This is a genomic window from Neolewinella antarctica (assembly GCF_011927835.1).
Lineage (GTDB): Bacteria > Bacteroidota > Bacteroidia > Chitinophagales > Saprospiraceae > Neolewinella > Neolewinella antarctica.
On sequence record NZ_JAATJH010000007.1, the window covers coordinates 1 to 21,990 of the forward strand.

Annotated in this window: 16 protein-coding genes; 7 read left to right on the forward strand and 9 right to left on the reverse strand. The window is 54.2% G+C overall.

Going from position 1 to position 21,990, the window contains the following annotated elements:
• Positions 1 to 28: 28 nt before the first annotated feature.
• The 6 genes from GGR27_RS16635 to GGR27_RS16660 all read right to left on the reverse strand — a co-directional run bounded on the left by GGR27_RS16635 (position 29) and on the right by GGR27_RS16660 (position 8,703).
• The gene (locus tag GGR27_RS16635) at positions 29 to 754 is read right to left on the reverse strand and encodes a hypothetical protein (RefSeq protein ID WP_168039414.1); all 726 of its coding nucleotides are present in this window, start codon (positions 752 to 754) and stop codon (positions 29 to 31) included.
• Between the two features lie 505 nt (positions 755 to 1,259).
• Positions 1,260 to 3,392, reverse strand: a complete 2,133-nt coding sequence (gene recG / locus GGR27_RS16640; protein WP_320060365.1) for an ATP-dependent DNA helicase RecG — start codon at positions 3,390 to 3,392, stop codon at positions 1,260 to 1,262.
• 148 nt (positions 3,393 to 3,540) lie between these two features.
• Entirely contained in the window at positions 3,541 to 5,028 is a 1,488-nt protein-coding gene (locus GGR27_RS16645) for a M48 family metalloprotease (protein ID WP_245184722.1), read from the reverse strand.
• 108 nt (positions 5,029 to 5,136) lie between these two features.
• Positions 5,137 to 6,348 (reverse strand): serine hydrolase, encoded by a 1,212-nt coding sequence (locus tag GGR27_RS16650; RefSeq protein ID WP_168039416.1) that lies wholly within the window; start codon positions 6,346 to 6,348, stop codon positions 5,137 to 5,139.
• A gap of 134 nt (positions 6,349 to 6,482) precedes the next feature.
• Complete coding sequence (locus tag GGR27_RS16655) at positions 6,483 to 7,016, reverse strand: energy transducer TonB (RefSeq protein ID WP_168039418.1); 534 nt, start codon at positions 7,014 to 7,016, stop codon at positions 6,483 to 6,485.
• A gap of 103 nt (positions 7,017 to 7,119) precedes the next feature.
• Positions 7,120 to 8,703, reverse strand: coding sequence for a hypothetical protein (locus GGR27_RS16660; RefSeq protein ID WP_168039420.1), 1,584 nt, complete (start codon positions 8,701 to 8,703; stop codon positions 7,120 to 7,122).
• A 672-nt stretch (positions 8,704 to 9,375) separates the two neighbouring features.
• On the opposite strand from GGR27_RS16660, the gene GGR27_RS16665 reads away from it, so the two are divergent.
• Positions 9,376 to 9,537 carry a hypothetical protein gene (locus GGR27_RS16665; protein ID WP_168039422.1) on the forward strand — a complete coding sequence of 54 codons (162 nt, stop codon included), beginning with the start codon at positions 9,376 to 9,378 and terminating at the stop codon, positions 9,535 to 9,537.
• Positions 9,538 to 11,183: 1,646 nt separating this feature from the next.
• Here GGR27_RS16665 and GGR27_RS16670 read toward each other — a convergent pair.
• The 3 genes from GGR27_RS16670 to GGR27_RS16680 form a co-directional block, all read right to left on the reverse strand.
• Positions 11,184 to 13,430: a sodium-translocating pyrophosphatase gene (locus GGR27_RS16670; RefSeq protein ID WP_168039424.1), complete on the reverse strand. Its 2,247-nt coding sequence runs from the start codon at positions 13,428 to 13,430 to the stop codon at positions 11,184 to 11,186.
• A gap of 267 nt (positions 13,431 to 13,697) precedes the next feature.
• Entirely contained in the window at positions 13,698 to 14,459 is a 762-nt protein-coding gene (locus GGR27_RS16675) for a class I SAM-dependent methyltransferase (RefSeq protein WP_168039426.1), read from the reverse strand.
• 175 nt (positions 14,460 to 14,634) lie between these two features.
• Entirely contained in the window at positions 14,635 to 15,003 is a 369-nt protein-coding gene (locus GGR27_RS16680) for a HesB/IscA family protein (protein WP_168039428.1), read from the reverse strand.
• Between the two features lie 149 nt (positions 15,004 to 15,152).
• On the opposite strand from GGR27_RS16680, the gene GGR27_RS16685 reads away from it, so the two are divergent.
• The 6 genes from GGR27_RS16685 to gldE all read left to right on the forward strand — a co-directional run bounded on the left by GGR27_RS16685 (position 15,153) and on the right by gldE (position 21,470).
• Entirely contained in the window at positions 15,153 to 15,746 is a 594-nt protein-coding gene (locus GGR27_RS16685) for a DUF7935 family protein (protein WP_168039430.1), read from the forward strand.
• A 172-nt stretch (positions 15,747 to 15,918) separates the two neighbouring features.
• The gene (locus GGR27_RS16690; RefSeq protein WP_168039432.1) at positions 15,919 to 17,028 is read left to right on the forward strand and encodes an LptF/LptG family permease; all 1,110 of its coding nucleotides are present in this window, start codon (positions 15,919 to 15,921) and stop codon (positions 17,026 to 17,028) included.
• 494 nt (positions 17,029 to 17,522) lie between these two features.
• Positions 17,523 to 18,047 carry an RNA polymerase sigma factor gene (locus GGR27_RS16695; RefSeq protein ID WP_168039434.1) on the forward strand — a complete coding sequence of 175 codons (525 nt, stop codon included), beginning with the start codon at positions 17,523 to 17,525 and terminating at the stop codon, positions 18,045 to 18,047.
• Between the two features lie 157 nt (positions 18,048 to 18,204).
• A complete protein-coding gene (mutY, locus tag GGR27_RS16700; RefSeq protein ID WP_209037975.1) occupies positions 18,205 to 19,293 on the forward strand; it encodes an A/G-specific adenine glycosylase in 1,089 nt (362 codons plus the stop codon).
• 71 nt (positions 19,294 to 19,364) lie between these two features.
• Positions 19,365 to 19,865: a single-stranded DNA-binding protein gene (locus GGR27_RS16705; protein WP_168039436.1), complete on the forward strand. Its 501-nt coding sequence runs from the start codon at positions 19,365 to 19,367 to the stop codon at positions 19,863 to 19,865.
• Positions 19,866 to 20,087: 222 nt separating this feature from the next.
• Positions 20,088 to 21,470 (forward strand): gliding motility-associated protein GldE, encoded by a 1,383-nt coding sequence (gldE, locus tag GGR27_RS16710; RefSeq protein ID WP_245184723.1) that lies wholly within the window; start codon positions 20,088 to 20,090, stop codon positions 21,468 to 21,470.
• Positions 21,471 to 21,990 lie beyond the last annotated feature (520 nt).

Below are 21,990 nucleotides of genomic sequence, written 5' to 3' on the forward strand. Positions count from 1 at the left end.
GCAGACGTAGAAGTACAGTTGGATGAGTTTAAGAAGTCGCATTCCTAAAGCTAGGAAAACTTGCTTCTACGTGTTTTAGCCCATGATTCGCATTATTAATAAATACCCGAGATTCTTCCAGTTGACCAAGCACTCGACGATTTCCGTCGGTGTCTCTGCAGGACACGATATTAGCTTTTGCCAATCTACGGTCGACTTCGATGACCTCAAAGTCAGGGTGTTCAGCCGCTCGGAAGCTCAGATTTTTCAGGTCGAAATGCTGGCGTAAAAGTTTTCCATCAGTGCTGCCGGAAAAGTCATAAACGTATTCGCCAGCCACTACGCGGCCGTACTCGTTCATGACTAGTGATACCCCCTCGTCGTCAATTTCCCTGACCACGTAGGATTCACCATCAATCCGTTCGATGGCCAGCACATGATCGTATTTCGAGCTGACTTCTTCCAAAGTTATTGTTTCATCCAGCATTAATTTGTCGTACGCTGCTTCGGCCGGTGTGTAACCAGGTATTGTACGGAAAAAATCCTTTGCTTCGACGGGTTGCGCGCTCACCTCAATAAGGAGAGTCTTCAAAACTTTTTCGTTGCTGACGTGAATAGTGCCGTCAACGATCGATAGGGGAACCCCCTTAAATGTTAGCTCCGTGGTCGCGCCTGATGTTACGGGAGTTTCGGAAGGAGTTGGAATCAGGTTATCGTCCTGACAGGACTGTAACAGTCCTACTAAAAGTAGGAAAGCAGAGAGAGAGAGTCTCATAATATTAGGTTGTTTTTCTAGACTACAAATAGTTTTGTCGCAGTCCAGCATGAGGAAAAAATTCGAGGTGACAATCGTCAACTTTTGAGGGTGAAACAGAAGATTTAGTATGTAAATATACTCTAATATTAGTTGAATTGGTGAAAAATTTTATCGTTTCCACGATAAAAACTTTAATAATATATTGTGTTATGCGCGTTCAAACTGCTTTACTGGATACGGTTTTTTTAGGTATATCACGAAGGATCTTTAACATTCAAAAAAAATCAGGGTAAATAAAAATTAGAGTTCTTCGCACGAAACCTCGTTGAACGGGCTAGAGGAAGTTTGAGAATAACTAGTGAGAAACTACCGTAGCCCCTAGCGTTGTTAGCGAAAAGAACCGACTAGGTAATTTGATAAGTAAGCGACTATTTTCCTTCCTTTCTTGAATTTGGAGTCCGTAAGTTGTCTGGATGTGATACCGGGAGCTACTGTATAAGTGGGGACACCGACGTTAATCAGACTAAGAAATCCGCCCCCACCCCTTAACCGCCCGCATGTACTTCTCCAAATGCACCGCCAAAGCCAAATGCTCCGGCAACGCAAGCTTCGGGTCGACCTCCAGAATTTCCTTAGCCTTCTCCCGCGCCACCCCCAAAATAATACCGTCCTGCGCCAAATCCGCCAGCCGCATTTGGAGCACGCCGGATTGCCGCGTTCCGTCCAGCATCCCCGGCCCACGGAGGCGGAGGTCGGCCTCGGCGATCTTGAAACCGTCCGTTGTGCCAACCATCGTATCGATCCGTTGCCGGCTCTCCTTGCTCAGTTTGACGCTGGAGAGTAAAATACAGAACGACTCCTCCGCCCCCCGCCCGACGCGCCCGCGTAGCTGGTGTAACTGACTGAGGCCGAACCGCTCCGTGTGGACGATCGTCATGATCGTTGCGTTGGGCACGTTTACGCCAACCTCGATGACCGTGGTGGCCATCATGATTTGTGTCTCCCCGGCCTTGAACCGGGCCATCTCGAAATCCTTAGCGTCCGGCTTCATCCGCCCGTGGACGACGCTGATCTGGTAGTCCGGCACGGGGAAGCGCTGGACCATCTCTTCGTAAGCTTCTTCGAGGGCCAGGAGGTCGAGGTTCTCGTTTTCTTCGATGAGGGGGTAGACGATGTAGGCTTGCCGGCCCTTGGCAATTTCGTCCCGGATACGGCCGAAAACCCGTTCCCGGCGGTGGTTAGTGAAGTGGACGGTCTTGATCGGCGTCCGCCCCGGCGGAAGCTCGTCGATGACGCTGACGTCGAGATCGCCGTAGGCCGTCATGGCGAGCGTGCGGGGGATGGGCGTGGCCGTCATGACCAGCACGTGCGGTGGGTAAGGCTTGTTCTTGACCCAGAGTTTGGCCCGTTGTTTGACCCCAAAACGGTGCTGCTCGTCGATGATGGCCAAGCCGAGGTTCTTGAAAACCACCGTCGGCTCGATCAGTGCGTGGGTGCCGAGGAGGATGTCGATCTCTCCTTCTTCCAGTTGCTCCAGCAGTGCTCGCCGTGCTTTACCCTTCACGCTACCCGAGAGAAAGGCAACCTTGATGTCCATTCCTTCCAGATATTCCTGGATGCCTTCGTAATGTTGGTACGCTAGGATCTCCGTCGGCGCCATCATGCAGGCCTGGAAGCCGTTGTCAAGGGCCATGAGCATCGACATCAACCCCACCATCGTTTTACCCGAGCCGACGTCGCCCTGTAGTAACCGGTTCATCTGCACGCCGCGCCCGAGGTCGGTCCTGATTTCCCGGAGAACTCTCTTTTGCGCGCCCGTCAGCTCGAAGGGGATTTTCTCCTCGAAGAACTCCGTAAAAATCGTTCCGATGCTCCCGAAAGAGTAGCCGGCAATCTGATTTTCCCGGACGAGCTTGAGTTGTAGTAAGCGAAGTTGAAGTAAGAACAGCTCCTCGAACTTCATCCGGCGGATGGCCCCGTCCAGACTTTTTTGGTCCGGTGGCAAGTGGAGGTTCTTGAGCGCAAGCCCTCTGCTCATCAACCGTAAACCCTGCACCAGCGACCGCGGCAAAATCTCTGGCAAATCCGCCGGCTTCAATTTATCAAACAGAGCCTTGATCAACTTGCGCCGCCCCCGCGCGTCGAGTGCCCGTTTGTTGAGCTTTTCCGTGCTGGCGTAGACGGGCTCGAAGGTCGCCTGGTCGAGATTACCCACCCGCGCGGCCAGCTCCATTTCCGGGTGGGTGATGCTGAGGCGGTTGTTGAACTGCTCGACTTTGCCGTAGACGATGTACTCCTCGCCGATTTTGTACATACGGTAGAGCAGGTGGATGCCGCGGAACCAAACGAGCTCCAGTGCCGCGCCGCTCTCGTCGCGCAGCCGCCCGGTCATGCGCTTGCCCCGGCCTTCCCCGACCTGGTTCATCGTGACGAGCTTGCCCTTAATTTGTAGCGCCTCCCCGTTGGGGATGATGTCGATGATGGCGTGAAACTTCGTGCGGTCGACGTACCGAAAGGGGTAAGCGTAGAGGAGATCGCCGAGGGTGAATAGTTGCAATTCCTCGGCCAGCAGGTTCGCTTTCGCCGGCCCGACCCCGTGGAGGGTGGCGATGGGCTTATCCAGCAGAGAAACCTTGGAAGTAGCGGGGGTGATCACGGTGTAGCGGTTGTTTCAAACAAACGGCGTGAAAATACGAACGGTTTTCAAATAATTACGGGTAAAACGACGATGACTTCAGTCATCGGCCGCGGGGTTATCCCACCGACCGACGGCTGAAGCCATCATCGTCCGTTGCAAAATTTATCTACCGAATGTTTCCGCCGGACAAAGACTTGTAGAGCATGCCTTTCTGCATGGTCTCGTTCAGTTCCATTCCGTTCAAAATCGAAAGTTCCTGTAGGCGATCCTGGGGGATGCGCTGTCCGATCAAAGCCTGCTGTATTGTTTGCGTCCGATCGTTCGTGACAATTTTGATCCGCTCCGGCTGGCGGTTCAATTTGCTCTGGTCGGTTAACTGCGCGAAGCTCTGGATCGTGTATTCTATGTCGCGCTGGTAGCGGCGGAAATCAGCCTCCGCGGCCATGCCGACAATCATGTAAATATTGCCGCCGTAGCTGATGAAGCTAGCTTCTACCGCGATCGGTGGTGACTGTTGCCGCTGACCCTGCTGGGCCTGTTGCTGTGCCGTTCCGATCACGGTGTAGGCGGGTAAACCATTGATGTTGTTGCCACTCTGCTGCGCAACGCTGATGTTGTTGCCCTGAATGAACTCCTGGGCGGCGGCCCGTGGGTCCGTCCCCTGGGCGAGTTTCATTTGCATGACGGCCTTCTGGTCCGGCGCCACCATCTGCACTTGCGACGGTGCGTTGAGCAGTTGCCACTGGCGGGGGATGTTGAACTGAAACTTCAGCTGCGGGTGGTAGAAAGCGCCGTTCTCTTCGTAACCCGCGTTGGGGTCTTCCCCGTAAAGCATTCCGTCGATGCGGCGTAAGTAGCTCTCGCGGCCGACTTCAAAATTTTTGCCCGGTTGAGCGGCCTTGCGCTCCGCCGCCATTTCGAGTACTTTTCGTTCCCGGTCGAGGGGGTCGGGGTGGGTGCTACTGAAGGATGGGGCGCGGTTCTCCGCTCCGCCGCTGAGGCGATCCAACGTACCGAAAAAGCCGGCCATCTCCGTGGCGTCGTAACCGACGGCGGTGCTGTACCGGACGCCTAATTGATCAGATTGGCTCTCGGCGTCGCGGCCGTACTTCAGGAACAACATCTGCATACCCTGCATCAGGCTTTCTCCCTGGGCGGCGATTTCCGGTGAAGCGATCATGCCACCGATCAACGCGATCTGGCCCAGCGTCTGCCTGCTCTGCTGCTGTACCGTGTGGCGAGCCGTGACGTGGCCAATCTCGTGGCCAAGCACGCCGGCGAACTGCGCCTCGTTGTTGAAGTGAGCCATGATGCCGCGCGTGAAGTAGACGAATCCACCAGGGACGGCGAAGGCGTTCACTACCGAGTTGTCCACCAACCGGAACGTCCAGGGCAGGTTCGGGCGCTCCGACTGCGCGGCCATTTCATTGCCTTTTTCAACGAGAAAAGCCTGGAGCTTGGGGTCATCGTAAATGCCCATCTCCGCCACGACCTGCGGGTCGTACTGCTGGCCCATCTGAATCTCCTTTTGCTCGGAGATGATGCTGAACTGTTTTTTGCCAGTAACTGGGTTCGTCGCGCAACTTGGCAGCGCGAAAAGTGGAATTAGGAGGAAGAGCAGGTGGCTGAATCGAAGCTTGAAGGGTCGTTGCATTGGTCGTTGGTTGTGCTTGTATAGAAGTCTTATTTGTCGGGACATGTTTACCCCGCCATTTTTACCAACGCTTTACGGGGCCACCCCGGGCCTTACGAAAAAGCTAATTTACCGGCCACCCCGCTTTTGGCGTTCGTAGTCCATCACCGCGCGGCCGAGTTGGCCGAAGAAGGGGAGGCCGATCTCTTCGTATTCGTACTTTCCGTCGTTATATATCTGGTTCTCGTTGACGTGGATGGTGCCGACGAGGATAAATTCCGCGCCGGTTGCTTCGTCGGTGATGTAAGCCGCGTCGGTCAGGTAGCCGTAGGCCCAGCCGACTTTGTTGAGGATACGTACGCCATCGGGGATTACCGTCTCGTCGGGCTGGTCGCCGTACATCCAGAATTTCACGTAGGCGTCGGGCTTGTCGTAGCGGGGGGAGGTGCTTTCGCGGGGGCGCTCGGACATGGCGCGGCGAAGAAGGGCGTAGTCAGTTTGAGTGAGGTTGAAACGCTGGTCGGGGGTAAAGGCTTCGGGCACGGTTACGCGGGCGACGATGTCGTGGAGGTGGCGGAGGGAGAAGTAATTTTTGTGGCTAAAATCGAAGGGTTCGTTGATCAGTTCGCCATCGTTAGTGGTGTACCCGGCTCCTTTGAATTGATTTTGCACCCGCGCTAACGCCCGATAACACGTGTCTTGCCGCTCACCGATTTGGTAAGGTACCTTGACCCCATCAACGAACTTTACCGGGTTTAACCAAGCGTGTGTTTCCGTATCGAAACCACCCACGCCGACCCGGTGGATTTGCCGCGTGCCGTGGATGCCGACTTTAGCGAGTGACTCATTGATGTAGGTCGGGCCGAGGAACTCGAACAGCCGGTTATACGCGTCGTTATCGCTGACCAGAAAGATTTTCCGGACGTAATTCTCCACGTTCGGGTAGCCGGACGCACTGCTGGTATCCGCTGCAACGGAAGTTTGGGGCGCGGACGCCGGTGCCGTGCCGGTGCCGTGAAAAAGCAGGGTTTGTGGGCTTAGCCCGGTAACGCCAAGCTCGTTAATCTTTTGCAGCGCCAGGATGGCCGCCGGCATCTTGACCGTGCTCGCGGGGTAGAAGTAGCGCGTCGAGTCAGCCCCCCAGCGGTGGGTCGTAAACGTCACCGAACCGTCGTCGTGGCGGTGGATCTCGGAGTAAAGGACTTGAACTTCGTACTTGGCGGGGTTGGTGGCCCAGGGGCCGAAGGTGTTTTGACTATCGTGGAGGATGCGCTCTAGTGTATTCTGCCCCGGGAGCGGGGCGTAAGAGCACAGAATCAGCAGAAAAAATAAATGTCGCATACAGAAAGGTAAGGCACCGCTGGGGAACGGGTGAACAGCCCGCAAACGACCAAACGCAAAAAGGGGAGAACGCTGCGTTAGCGCCTCCCCTAGAGAATTCTTTATTGCAATTTATCAGTAGCGGCTTAAACAGCTTACTCTAACTTAAACTTAACCGGCAAATTAAATTTCACCCGCACGGGCTTGCCGTCGAGGCGACCGGCCGTCCAGTAAATTTCTTCCGATTGCATCAGGCGGACGACGCGCAGCGCTTCTTCGCCAGTGCCGGAACCGGGGTTGCGCTCGATCTTCTCGCCGGTGACGCGCCCATCTTTTTCAACTACGAAACTGATGACAGCCATACCCTCAGTATTAGCATCCTTTGCTTTTTCCGGATACCTGACGCGGTCGTAAATAAATTCTAGCATAAGCTGATCGGCGCAGGCTTTGCGGTCTAGGTAAGCGCCTTTGTCGTCACAGCCGGGCCAGAGGGGCATCTGATCGACGGCTTTGTGGATGTCATTATCGTTAGCTTCCACGGCGGGCGTGCTGTTAACTATGGGGTTGGCCGCGGGTTGTGGGTCCAGCGAAACGGCTGAGTCATTCACTTGCGGCAAAAAGCCGAGGGCGAGCATACAGAGTGCCAGGGCGATACTGAGGTAGAGGTAGGGGGAATTGGTGAATTTCATGGACGGTTGGGCGTTTGTGGACGGTAGATGCAAGTGAAACGCTTTTTGGTGGGTTAGGATTTGAAATTTTCCGTTTTAACGCTGGTGGGCGGAAATAAGTAGCTCATTTCGTCTGGTGATCGGAGGGAGAAGTGGGTAACGACCTGCCGGGCAACATTCCTGCGTCCAGGTATTCGAACCCCTTCAGTTTTGCGCAGACCATCCGCCACAGCGTTCCGTAGGGAATCACCTCGGAAAAAGTAGCGTAATAGTTCTCGTCCACCTCGGTTTCCTCAAGTCCTTTGAGGTAGGCTTTGGCGTACCGGTGGGTGCGGACGGCGTGGAAATCCGCCCTGGGTATTTGCACTAAAGACTTACAAAAGTAGTAGGCCCGCGGAGTACTCTTTGCGCCTAAATAGCGCTGGACGTACTTTTCGAACGCTTCCACCCGGTCGATGACCTGACCGTGGCGGCGGCGTACGAGCGCAAAGCAAAATTCCAGGAGGTAGACGTGGAGGTTCAGCGTATCCTTTTGGCGGGCGATGAGGTAGGTATCATTGCGCAGTTTGGCCAAGCGGAACTTGCTGCCAAAAGCGTTTTCAAGGCCCGGAACCATCTCGGTGAGTAGTTTTAGGTAAGCTTCCAGCAGCATCCACTCCTGGTAGGCCTGGGCCGAAACACTCTTCTTGAGTTTGCGTGCGTTGAGTTGCTGATAGCGTTCAATGGCTTCCGCGTACCGCTCGGCGTGAAGGGCAATTAGGATGCCGTGCTCCTGAAAACGATAGTAATTCGCGGAGCCGGGTTCGAGTTTAGACAGCAGGTTGTCCAGCCTGCCCAGCGCGCGGTCAAAATCCTGAAGTTGAGCATAAACGGTGATCTGGCCGATATAGAAAACGCTGATCTGAATGAATAGCGCGCCCTCCCCGGTGTTGAGGCGAGCAATGGCGGCTTTGGCATTCTCAATTACTGCCGTTGAATTTTTACTCAACTGATAGTAGGCCTGCAACACCACGTGACCCATGTAGACGACATTGTGAAACTTAAAGTTGGCAATAATTTCCTTTGTCTTTTCTACGTGAGGTTCGAGGAAGCGGACGATTTCCTGATTAGGAGAATCGCGGTACATCTCAATGGTATCCGCATAAAGGTCGATGAGCCACTGCTTAGCATTGTTTGCTTCCCGGTGGGCGTAATAGCGGGCTCGGAATTTCTTGCGTTTGGTATGATTTTTTTGCGCACCTAGCCCGTAAAGCGTGGCGAGTTTGCCAGCCGACTCCTCCATGATGGTCAACATTTGGTGTTTGGTCGCGTGCTTGTACACGCGTTTAAAGACCTCTACGCTCAGCTCACTGGAAGATTTTTTTAAGGAGAGAATTTGCGCGATGGCTTGCTCTCGGTACAGCGTTTTAATCGTAGCCTCTTTGGTAGAATAATCCGGCTGCAGGTCTTCCATGACCACGAGCAGGTTGAGTAGGCGGTATTTGAATTTATGCTTGAGTTTTTGGTACGGTTTGTGGGTGCCGTCGAATCCTTTACCGTAGAGAGCCGCGGCGGCGCGGTCGTCGTCGTACCGATCTTTTTCCAGGATGAGATCGAAGAACCGCTGGAGGAGGGTTCGCTCGGCGGGGTCGTCGGCGTGGCCACCGCCCAAGTATTCCAGCGCCCGGCTGGACTTGAGGAGGTCGTAAATCTCATAAATGGCCTCCATGCGTAAGGGTTTGACTAGCCGTAAAGATAAGGTTCGGGTCGCGTGCTCGTGACGTCCGGCCCCGGTCCGACCGGTTGTGATCCGTCGTTGCCACGAGTAGCTTTTTCGTGCGTTAGGAAGGACGTTTTATTCAGGGGTGCGTCTTATCCACACAATTATTCAGAAATAGTCGCGGCTTCACGGCGCGGTCGCGGGTGCCTTGTTTTTTAGAGACGGCGGGATATTACCTTATCACTGATTACGGGGCAAGGTAGCTGAACGGCAACAGTGAGCGCCGGTAGCTGGACCACAGGATGGTGCACAGTCGCGTTTCCCAAATTTGTTAGCCAGTGCGGAAGCGTTCGGCTGCCGATTTATGCGATAAACCAGGATGATCTGACGGGGAAGAAGCGATTACTAATGAACGTATTTTTCTGTAAACCAGTAATTTGCGAATAAAAGTAGTGATTTAGTATCAAAAATCAGCGGAGATTTGGTGGTGGGCCGTGACCGGAATCTCGGGAATTAGCGGCGCTACATTTGTCTTATCGAAAGGGGGGCATGGCCGCTCGGACGTGACTGGCAGTCGGAGGAAAAGCACAATCGAGAATTACCTACTGACAGTGAGCCCTTCCCATTATGACCCCTATTCATACACAAACAATTACAAACTCTAACTTAACCTCACCACCGATGAAAAAATTAGCGACTAACGCCTTACTGAGTGCACTGGTGTTGTTCCTAGTCCTTAGTGCCTACGATCTCCTCGATAATTATTTAGGCAGCGAGCCATACCAAGTAAATTATCTGCGAAACACATTCGTTGCCTTTTTCGTGGCGCTGCTGGGAAACTGAATAACTGACCTTACGCAACCAGATTATGCCACATAAACACAAAAAACACACAAGAATAAGCAAACGGTGCTTCGGCGTAGCCGTGCACCGATTTTTGTGCTTTTGTGTTTATGTGGCGAAATAATCTGCGTAACATCAGTGAATAAACTTAACTCGCTTTTGCGTAGTAGGGGTGGATTGTGAACCCCGACCCGGATGAAGGGTGGACCAAAGGTGGCGAGATTCATCGGTTAAAGAAAAATCAATAAATAAATACTTCAGGGCTCACTAATGTACCACAGCCATCAATTTAAACCATACCGAGTAATGTCACCACTCGTTGACACTTCTACTAAATAAAATATTTACGTGAATCATACTGTAAAAAAATACGGCAAAATCTGGGCGCTAATCAGCACGGGCCTTCTCTTAATCGGACAATTGGTGAGTGCGTTTACGGATTTATCTAGCTCCGCCGTTTTCGACACTTTCGGAAAGGCATTTCTTGGTGGGGTAGGTATCATTGCTATAGTCTCTATTTTCTCAAAGAAATAGCTAAAAGCTCATAAAACTAGGGATTCACCCGCAGCGGTGTCAAATTTGATCACGATACAAGTGCTAGTAAATTAATCTCCTAGCCTAACACTAGAAAATAACTAACATGAAATTCATAATCTTTTCACTTCTCTTTGTACTCAGTACCCTGCTTGGCTACTTGTACGTGTAATTTAAATTTATTATTTGTCGTAGCGTCACGTTAAGCTGGTTTAATTGGTGTACCCAGTCAGATTCTGCTGAGATCAACGCTATGCGAAAATAGCACAAGTAGATGTCGAATGTATGATCTGTTCCGCAATAAGGTTTTTGCCGCTCTTACCTTATTTACCGCCGAAAATCAACCCGATAAGTGATATGTACTGATCGCGTAGCTTTTTCCGCCCGACACTATTCTTCGAACCAACAAAATGAACGATGAAAAATTACATAAACCCTTTCGTCACCACCCTAATGATCTTCTCGTTTGGATTGCTGGTCGCGAGTGAAATATTTGATGAAAATATACTCTTTAAAGCGGGACTCGCTTGTAATACCGTAGCCATAACGGTATACGCGATTGCTGACTGGCGAACGTCGAAAAGTACTTCTGAAGGAGCAAAAACTCCATGACCATCCCCCGCTAATTAACGTGTTCGCCCATTATGGGTCGTTCAGAAATTTAACCCCCCCCCTTAAATTCAATCGATATGTCCAATCAAACTACCCCCAATAAAATGTCACCCCTAGCCATACTGGGGTACGTTGTCGTTGCGCTCATGTTCTTTTATTTCTGTTACCAGTCGGGTGGCCGGGTAGGGGAGTATTTTTATAATTTATCGGTAAAAATCTAATTTCGCTCTCGATGTAGAGGCGGGTTGGCCCGGTTGCTTTTCGCGGGCTATCACGTCGCGCTTCATTGTACTTTCCGCAGATGGCTATTCAAGCGCCTGAGTTTTGATGAAGCGTTTTGTTCACCCATCATCAACTCCGCACCCGCGACGTGGAGTAAGTCTCTTACTTAGTCGAGACGGCCGCGCCCCCATCCGTGAAAAACCACCTGAGTTAAAACCAACACCGGCCGCCCCACCCAAAAGCGAAGCGGCCGGTGCCGATAAAATTCATCCCGCTGTTTAGACGAGGAACGGAGCGATCACCAAAGAGACCACCGCCATCAACTTCAGTAAGATATTGAGCGACGGACCGGAAGTATCCTTGAACGGATCACCGACCGTGTCACCAACAACGGCGGCCTTGTGTGGCTCGGAGCCTTTGTGGTAGATCGTGCCCTGTACGGACGCGCCCTCCTCAAACATCTTTTTGGCGTTATCCCAGGCGCCACCGGCGTTAGACTGGAAGATCGCCATCATGACACCGGCGGAAGTTACCCCGGCGAGTAAGCCACCGAGCATCTGCGCGCCCATGGCGGGTTCGGCACCGAAAAGCTGTGGCGCGAAACCGACAACGACGGGGGCGAGAACGGCGATTAAACCAGGCATCACCATCTCGCGGATGGACGCCTGGGTAGAGATTTCTACACACTTCTCGTAGTCCGCTTTGCCGTCGGCGGCGTTGAAAATAGCAAGATCGGCGGGAGAATACTTGGTGGTGTCGTGTCCGGCCCGCTTCATCATTGCGAGCGCGGCTTTCAACTCGGGAATCTCGTTAAACTGGCGGCGGACTTCCTGAATCATGTCGTTGGCGGCGCGGCCCACGGCTTCCATCGAGAAAGCAGAGAACAGGAACGGAAGCATGGCACCGAGGAAGAGCCCGGCCATTACGAAGGGGTTCGCGACGTCGATACTCGTGATGCGGGCCGTCTGCATGAAGGCGGCGAAAAGCACCAGCGCGGTCAGCGCGGCCGAACCGATCGCAAAACCTTTGCCGATGGCGGCGGTGGTGTTACCGACGGCGTCGAGCTTATCCGTACGTTCACGTACCTCTTTCGGCAGACCGGCCATCTCGGCGATGCCACCGGCGTTGTCACAAATAGGACCGTAAGCGTCGATGGCCAGCTGAATGCCCGTGTTGGCAAGCATACCGACGGCGGCAATACCGATGCCGTAAAGACCGGCGAAGTAGTAAGAACCGATGATGGCCGTACAAAGCACGAGAATTGGATAGGCCGTAGAGCGCATCCCGACGGCGAGGCCGGCGATCAGGTTAGTGGCGGCACCGGTCAGCGACTGGTCCACGATACCCTGCACCGGCTTGGTGCCCGTGCCCGTATAAAATTCCGTGATGTAGCCGATGCCCAAACCGGCAACGAGGCCGAGGAGGATGGCGTAGAAGACGCCCATGTCGGTGTAAGTCGTGAGGTCACCGTTGCTGTTGACGGCCGACCAGGTGTCGGGCATTAGCGTGGTGACGGCGAAGAACGTGCCGATCAGCATGATGACGGCCGCGATCAGTTCTCCAGTGTTGAGGGCTTTCTGTGGGTCGCCACCTTCTTTTACGCGAACGAAGAACGTGCCGATGATGCTCGCGATGATGCCGATGCCGGCCACGACTAGTGGAAGCAGGACGCCGTTGAGGCCGTTCAGGTCGGTTTCGTAAAAAGCGGGCATGACCATGAACGCCGCGCCGATGACCATCGTACCGATGATGGAGCCTACGTAGGATTCGAAAAGGTCGGCGCCCATACCGGCTACGTCGCCCACGTTGTCACCAACGTTATCGGCAATCGTGGCGGGGTTGAGGGGGTGGTCTTCGGGGATGCCGGCTTCGACTTTACCCACAAGGTCGGCACCAACGTCGGCCGCCTTCGTGTAGATTCCGCCACCAACCCGTGCGAACAGGGCGATGGAAGAGGCACCGAAGGAGAAACCAGTGATGACGGTAATGACCCGCAGCATAGCAGTTTGCGCAGCTTCGGCGGTCGTCGCGTCGGTGATCAGAATGTCGCCGGCAAACTGTCCTTTGAAGAGTAGGAAGAGGGAGCCGAGGCCCAACAGTCCGAGACCAACCACCCCGAGGCCCATCACGGAACCGCCATCGAAGGCAACGCCGAGGGCCTTACCGAGGCTGGTTCGGGCGGCTTGAGTCGTACGAATATTGGCTTTCGTAGCTACGTCCATGCCGATGAAACCCGCCAGGGCGGAACAAATGGCACCGAGTACGAAGGCAACGGCGATCATGATGCTGGAGGTGCCGGGGTCCGCCGTGACGGCCAGGATGACGGCAACGACGGCGACGAAAATGGCGAGGACTTTGTACTCCGCCTTCAAAAAGGCCATGGCACCGTCGTAAATGTTTTTGCCGATGCGTTGCATCAACTCATTGCCGGGGTCTAGTTTCGATACGCCGGCGCGTTTGATGAACATAAAAATGAGGGCGAGCACACCCAGGAGGGGTACGGCAACTAGTATAGTATTAACCATAAACGTGAATAAAATTACTTGTGAGAAGAGGATTAAGTCTTCAAGTACAAGCGAACTAGATGGCCGTGGGAGTACGAACTAAAGTTGGTGTATGATCGACTGATTGGGTAATCCCTACGCTTCAAAAGGTCGTTGACCCGAAAATACCCTCCAAAAGTAACAATCCTGCGCCGCTAAGCAAACAGCGTGCTCGATTTGCGAAATCTTAATCGGGAAAACGAAACCACCACCAGAAGCCCTAAAACCAAATTACTGACCGGAACAAACCTACTTCCGCGCAACGAACGCCACGCACGCCCAGGTGACGGCGTTGCCCCGCTTGTCCATCGGTTCGTGGAGGACAAGTGGGTCGACCCAGTCAAGAATTTCCCAGCCGGATTGCCGCAGGTGATTGAACATTTTGACGGGCGGGTGGGCTGCGTGCCAGCCGTCCGGCGTTAGGAAATTGAGCGGGGTGACGGTAATTAGGCGACCACCGGGGCGGAGGACGCGGTGAAATTCGGGAAAGGCGGCGAAGGGGTCAAGCAGGCGGTCGATCAAAAAAGTGTTGACCAGCACGTCGAGGGAAGCATCGGCAAAAGGTAGGTCTTCGGCCCGGGCCAGGGCGAAAGATAAATTAGCGAGTGGGATTGTCGATAGGGTAGGCAGACCAAACCCGTAGCGCGTCAAGTTCAAAGGTATCCGGTCACCCTTTACCCAGTAATCATTTGCCTGGCGAAGCATCTGGTAACTCAGGTCGATGCCGTGCACCGACCAGTCCGGGTGCCGCCCCGCCACCTCACCCGCCAGGCGGCCCACGCTGCAACCTACGTCGGCTACCGTCAGGCCCTTGCCGTCAGGCAACCAGTGCAGCAGATAATTCAGTAAATCTTGAAAGGGGTAGCCGCCGTGCAGCTCGTCGGCCAGGTGGAGGGCGGTTTGTCGGGTAACGAGTTCGTTGTAGCGCTCGTAGACGTCGTCGGTGAATTCCTGCTCCGTCTTAGCGTAGTGGAATGGTATCTCCCGCCGCGTGGAAATGGGCTTCCTCATCGAGTAGTGAAATCACGGGTCCGTTACTGATAATCTCCTGAGTAGTATTTCGCTAACTACTTTCCGGCCGATATACTATCTCCAGCGCGGAAAGAGCAAAGACTATCTGTTACAGTTTTACCCGCGCCGGGACGGCGCATTGTCCGGGCACGGCAAGGGGCAACACGTTACTGAATCAAGCACTAAAAGAAGTCCCACAACCACAAGTATCCGTAGCGTTGGGGTTGTTGAACGTAAAGCCCCGGTTGTTGAGCCCCGTGGCCCAGTCGATCTCCATGCCGAGCAAATAAAGCGCGTGGCCGGGTTTCATTAGTACCGTCTCGCCGCCGATGGAAAAATGCTTATCGTCTTCTTCCGGCAAGTCGAAACCTAGTTGGTACTCGAAACCGGAGCAGCCGCCGCCGCGGACGCCGATGCGCAGGAAATGATCTTCCGCCACCCCGAGCTCGGCCCGCAGGCTGGTGAGGTGCTCCAACGCCGAAGGCGTGAGGGTGATGGGGCTGGTGGCGGATTTCTTGACGGCAATTTGGGTATCGGCGCTCATAAGTTGCTAATTGTGGGGGTAAAACTACGGGCTTTGCGGGAAAAGAGGCTTGGTTTAAACGCAAAACTATCCGCAGCTCGGTACAGTACCTTTACGGCCGGTTAACAACCTGCACGCAATTCTGGTTGTGTGCCCGGTAAACCGAAAATATGCCTCCCGGTAAAACCAGCCCCAAGACCTTATTATATATGGACGTCACGATCCTGACCCTCTTGCTCGCTTTTTTCGTGTTCGCCACCGTAGCTACCCTCGCCTGGCTCGTTAGCCGCACGCTCGGTACCGTCACCGAAACCCTCGCCGAACTGCGGGAAACCACCCGCCGGCAAGCCGCCCGGGATAACCAACCGGAAGCAGATAAAGATGCGGCAAATGCCCTTCGTCTGCAGGCCTGCGAACGGTTCACGTTAATGACCGAGCGGATCGCCGTACCGAATTTGCTCCTCCGGATCCCCCCGGCATCCGGCGCCAGCGCCAAAGAATATACTACCACGCTGTTGCTGACCATCCGCGAAGAATTCGAGTACAACGTGACGCAACAGATCTACGTCAGCGACGCACTCTGGTCGGTCCTCCTCCAGGCGCGCGATAACGTGAGCCAGCTTATCCTGCGCGCGGCCGAGGGGGCCGAATCCGGAACCCAGGTTGCCTCCCGCTTGCGCCTGATGAGTGCCAACCAACCGGCCGACGCGATTGCGCTCGCGCAGTCGGCCGTGCGCCGGGAAGCGACCCAGGTGCTGCTCTGAGGGCATTAGTAATCCGCTTTCGCGTTCCGGAGCTATTCACGACTTCACCGTGGCTTTTACGCCCGCCCACCCCCGCGCCGGACTTTTTCGGTTCCGTACTTCACTCGCCTGACGACAACGTTCCTCACCCTCGAAGTGTCTCCATCGGCACAACCCCGTTCCTCCGGCCCCTATGCTGAAAAAGCTCGATTGGTACATCATCGGTAAATTCTTACGGACCTTTTTCTTCACGGTCCTGATCTTCTCCATGGTGAGCGTGATCATCGACTTTAGCGAGAAGGTGGAGCGGTTCATCGAGAGCGACATCACGAAGATGGAGATCGCCTTCGAGTACTTTCCCAATTTCGTGCTCTACATCCTCGGCTTCCTGTGGCCGATGCTCTGCTTGATCGCAGTCATCTTTTTTACCGGGCGGATGGCGGCTAATTCGGAGATCATTAGCATCCTGAACGCCGGGGTGAGCTTTCGGCGCTTCCTGCGGCCCTTTATGGTGACGGCGGGGTTCCTGTCGCTGATCTACTTGGTCGGTATTCACTTCGTCATCCCAATGGGTAACGCGAACCGCACGGCGATCGAGCGGGAGCACTTCGGGCGGAACCGGGACGAGGGCAAGACGGCGAACGTACATTTCTTCGTGGCGCCGAACACCAAGGTGTTCATGACGCACTTTAGCAAGCTGGACAGCACGGCCCGCAACTTTCGCATCGAATACCTCGAGGACGGCGAGCTCAGGCGACTCACTAAAGCACGCACGGCGGAATTCCGCCCCGGCGACCCGGCGCTCGAAAACGACCCCGACGTCTGGCGGCTCACGAACTACGAGTCGCGGACGTTCGACGGCATCAACGAAACCCTGGAGTTGGACGCTTACGGCCACCTCGATACCGTCCTGAACCTCTCACCGGCTGATTTCGTGGCCTACAAAGAAGAGCAGGCGACGATGACAACGCCGCGGCTGATCCGGTACATGCGTAAGCAACAGGCGCGCGGCGCGGGTAACGTCCGTAGGTTCCAGGTGGAGTTGGCGCGGCGGACGGCCGAGCCGTTCACGCTGTTCATCCTCACGCTCATTGGCGTGTCGGTAGCGGGGCGGAAGGTGCGTGGCGGGATGGGCTTGCAGTTGGCGATCGGTATTTTTATCGGGGCGCTATTTGTCTTCGTCAGCCGGTTTGCGTCCACGATCAGTGCTTCGGTCGACATGCCGGTTTGGTTGGGCATGTGGGCGCCGAATATCGTCTTCTTTATCGCGGCGCTTTACTTCGTCTCCCGGGCGCAGCGCTGAGGGGCGCGCCATAAAATCTTTGCTCTTTTCCCGTATCCACTGCACCCGCGTCCGCGCCACTATTGCGGTCCTTATTAAAACAGGTGGCGCGGTCGCGGGTGCCGGGTTGAGGGGCGCGGAAGCCGAACCCAATACCGTCCTGACGTAAATCGAAGCGGCAAAAGCACGATAAGGCACTGCTGCGCGAATGAATACTTGCCGGCCGGATTTCATACTAAATGGCCGCTACAAGGGCCGTTTGAGCGCGCAATAAGTACGGGGGTAGACAAAAAGAGCTTAATTTCATTTATTTCTGAAAGTATAATTTGCGGGTAATTTGGCTGGTTGATTTGCAAACCGTTGAATTTCAGGTAGGTAGGTCGAAAATCGTGATTTTGGCAGCGACGGCCAAAGAACCCAACGGGTTCGAAAACTTGCATTACATCTAACTTTCCCGTAATTTTGGTTAGACAAAAAATCATAATAACCAACACACACCCCCACAAGCTGACCTTATGTCACAACTAGAATTTTTTACCGAGTTCGATCAACTCACCACCCGCCTCAACTCCTTCGCTTACAACCTGACGAAGAACTCCGAGGACGCCAAAGATCTTTACCAGGAGACCGCCTTTCGCGCCGTTACTAACCGCGATAAATTCAACCCCGGCACCAATCTGAAGGCCTGGCTCTTCACCATCATGAAGAACATTTTCATCAACAATTACCGGAAGAAAATGAAGGCCAACACCATCATGGACAACACCGAAAACTTGTACTACCTGAACTCCGGTCGCACGCAAGTTGAAAACGGAGCCGAAAGTGATATTTTGATCAAAGAGCTAACCGTGCTCATCAACGGTTTGGACGACAGCACGCGCATCCCGTTCCTCATGCACTACCAAGGGTTCAAGTATCAGGAAATCGCCGACCACCTCGAGCTTCCGCTCGGAACGGTCAAGAGTCGTATTTTCTTTGCCCGTAAGGACCTCAAACTCCAGATCGCCGGCCGTTACGGCAAATTACGAGAGACGGCCTGAGCCAGCGCCAAAAGACTGCCCTCGTCCACCCGCATAATGCGTCCGTGTCAAACGAGGACAGTCCTTAAACTTTTAAGATTTATCAGCCGGGGCCACCAAAGCCCCGGCTTTTTTGTGCGAACTTGGGGCCCCTCCCGCCGCAAAAATAAAAGCACCGATGACCGTGGACCGCTGGCACCATTTTCGTGAGAATCTACTGGGCTGGTACCGCCCCGAGCGGCGCCCGATGCCCTGGAAGGAGCATAACGACCCTTACAATATCTGGCTGAGCGAAATTATTCTTCAGCAGACGCGCGTCGAGCAGGGCACGGCCTACTATGAGCGCTTCGCGGCCACTTACCCAACCGTGCGGGACCTCGCCCGCGCGCCGGACGACGAAGTGATGAAGCTTTGGGAAGGGCTGGGCTACTATTCCCGCGCCCGTAACCTCCTCAAAGCAGCCCGGATGGTGGTCGATCAGTACGACGGGGATTTTCCGGATACGTACGTCGGGCTTCTAAAACTACCCGGCGTCGGGCCTTACACGGCGGCGGCCATCGCTAGTTTTGCGTTCGACCGGCAGGTAGCCGTGCTGGACGGCAACGTTTACCGGGTGCTCTCCCGGTACGCCGGCGTGGCGACGCCCACTGATAGCACGGCTGGCAAACATCAGTTTTCCGAGCTAGCTACCCTGGCACTGGGGGAAGCCCCCGCGGCACGGTTTAATCAGGCGATTATGGACTTCGGCGCGCTCGTCTGTACCCCACGGAAAGCAGCCTGCAAAGTCTGCCCCCTGGCGAAAGCGTGCGTGGCGCTGGCGGAAAACCGGGTTTACGACCTGCCCGTCAAAGAGAAAAAGCTCAAGCGGCGCGACCGCCATTTTCACTATTTGGTTATTAAGGACGACAGTGAACGGACGATCATTCAGCAACGCAGCGAAAAGGACATTTGGCAGGATCTCTACCAGTTTCCTTTGTTGGAGACACCCAAAAAAACGCTGGCGTCCGCGGACCTTCCGCTCCACCCCGACTGGCCGGCCTGGCTACCCGCCGGGGAGCTTACCTTCCGTAAGCGAAGCCAGCCGTTTAAGCAACAACTCACCCACCAGACGATCTACGCTACTTTCCACACTTTCCACTGGAAGTTGATGCCCGGGAGCGGGGAGGGGTTTGTCGTTACGCAAAACAAATTGTTGGATAATTTTGCATTTCCGCGGGTGATCGCTAAGTTTATTGAGGATAAGCGCCTACTTTTGGACCTCTTCTGAGCTTGCCCAAAAACTGGTTTCCGGACAAGCCCGGACGAGCGCTTTCACTTTCACCACAGAATACCGACACCATGGTCAACAAAATTACCCTCATCGGCCGTCTCGGCGCAGACCCGGAGATCCGTACCCTCGAAAGCGGCGTAGCCGTCGGTAAATTTGGCCTCGCCACCTCCGAAAACTACAAAGACCGGAGTGGCGAATGGCAGGAACAGACCGAATGGCACGACGTCGTCGTCTGGCGGCAGGCCGCCGAGCGGGCCCAGCGCTCCCTCACGAAGGGCTGCATGGTGTACGTCGAGGGGAAGTTGACGCACCGTAAATGGCAGGATAAGGAAGGCAATAACCGTAAAACCACCGAAGTGGTCGCGAACTATTTCCGGGTTCTCAACAACCCAAACAAGAGCGACGATAACCGGCCTTCTTCCGGGGAGCCCGATAACTATGCTCCGGCAGATCTTCAAACTACTACGACGACGACGCCAGCTAGCCAGCCCACGGCAGCCAGTAGTGAACCGGCTCCGACTGGAGGCGGGGGTAAGAACTTTGACGACGAGGAAGATCTCCCCTTTTAGCGTAGGTGAGCGTGACTGAAAAGAGCCCGGCCGGGTGAAATTCGAGCGTGGATGGTTCGATTCATTCTCCTCCTCCTCCGCGCGAACGGGTGAACGGGGCTTATATTTGTAACCGAACCAATCCCCCGCGGCCGCACCAATTTGGACCTTCCCGGTTTATTCTCCTTTTCCTTCCCCACAGTGTTGCTGTTTAGCATCTCTTCTCCGCTGATATTTGGCGGCTTGGGCATCATTATACTGCTCTTTTTGTCGGGTTTGGTATCCGGTTCCGAGGTAGCCTTTTTCTCGCTCAACGAGAATGATTACGAGGAATTTGCCGCTAATCCTTCACCCGCCACCACGAAGTTGATCGAGCTGAAGGAGTACCCACGTCGGTTGTTAGCCACCATCCTCATTGCTAACAACTTCATCAACATTGCGATCGTCCTGATCTCGGAACTACTCCTGACGGAGATTTTCCAGGATGGGTTTTTTAGGTCCTGGGCGAGTACGCTGTTGACCTGGATCGAAAGCTTACGGGGCCTGGATGGGAACATCCCGCTGGAAAATGTGACCCAGCTGGCGACCGTCATTCGCTTCACCATCACGATCGTGGGCGTTACCTTTTTGCTCGTCCTTTTCGGGGAGGTAGCCCCAAAAGTCTACGCCCGCATGAACCGGGTCCAATTGGCTAAGCTGATGGCCCGCCCGGTCGGGATTATGCTGAGTCTTTTTGCTCCCATATCCGCCGTCCTGGTCAACGGCGCGGCGGTGATCGAACGCCAGTTGGAAAGCCGGAGTAACGATAACTCAACCGTGAGCCAGCAGGACATCGACGAAGCGATCGACCTGACCGTCCAGCAGGAAGAAAATGGGGAGGACGGGCAGCCGCAGGATGTTTACATCCTCAAGCGGATCGTCCTGTTCGCCAACGCTACCGTTCGCCAAATCATGCGTAGCCGCGTCGACGTAGTTGCCGTAGACCAGAGCATCGGTTACCACGAGCTACTCGAGAAGGTCCGCGAACACAGCTACAGCCGCATCCCCGTTTTTGAGGATGATTTCGATAAGGTCCGGGGCATCCTGTACGTAAAGGATCTACTCGGTTACCGGTACGAAGCGGCGGATTTCGACTGGCACGGGCTCATCCGTCAGGAGATCCTTTACGTGCCGGAAAACAAAAAAGTCAGCGAACTACTCAAGCAGTTCCAGCAGGAAAAGATGCACATGGCCATCGTTGTCGACGAGTACGGGGGCACGGAAGGCATCGTCACGCTGGAAGACGTCATGGAAGAAGTCATTGGTGACATTCAGGATGAATTTGACGAGGGCGACGAGATTGTCTTTAACAAGGTCGATGATCTGAACTATGAATTTGACGGTAAGACGCTTCTGAACGATGTCTGCCGCGTGCTGGAAATGAGTACGAGCACGTTCGATGAGGTCAAGGGGGATGCGGAGTCTCTGGCCGGATTGGTGCTGGAGCACGTGGGAAAACTGCCGGAACCTAATCAGGAAATTAAGGTGGGGGAGTATACGCTGAAGGTGCTGTCGGTTACGCCGCGGCGGATTGAGGAAGTGCTGGTTACTTTGCCGGAGAGTCGTTTGGAGGTTGAGGAGAGGTAGGTATTGAGATTTCTGAATAATCTTGAGAATTACTCTACGCGTATAGCTGAATACTGTATCTATTTCTGCCCGTTTTGCCTTTCTTTTTAGAAAAAAAGAAACAAAATTCTTGTCCTTTGAGCCTGACTAGTCAATGTTTTCGTGCTTGAAAGGCTAAAATCTGTAAACTCGCCTTTTCGCTTTGTTTTTCAAGACGGCGCTTTTCGGTTATACCGTCTGGTGATTTTAGTACTCATTTTGTGGTGGCTCATACAGTACAGATTTCTTCACGCCTTTCAAGCACGAAAACATTGGCCAGGCTCAAGGGACGGCTAACAAGTACCAGAAAGCTTGGTAGGTTTCGTATCCCTGATCAACTAAGCATCATCAAATAATACCTTATACATCGTAATCCTAAATATAGAGGTCCTTCCAACTTAAATGGTAAGTAAGTAAATCACAGAAAACTTCTTCCAGAATCCTCTGGCACCCGCGACCGCGCAAATTACTAGCTTGGAAAGATTAGAATTTACGTCAAAAC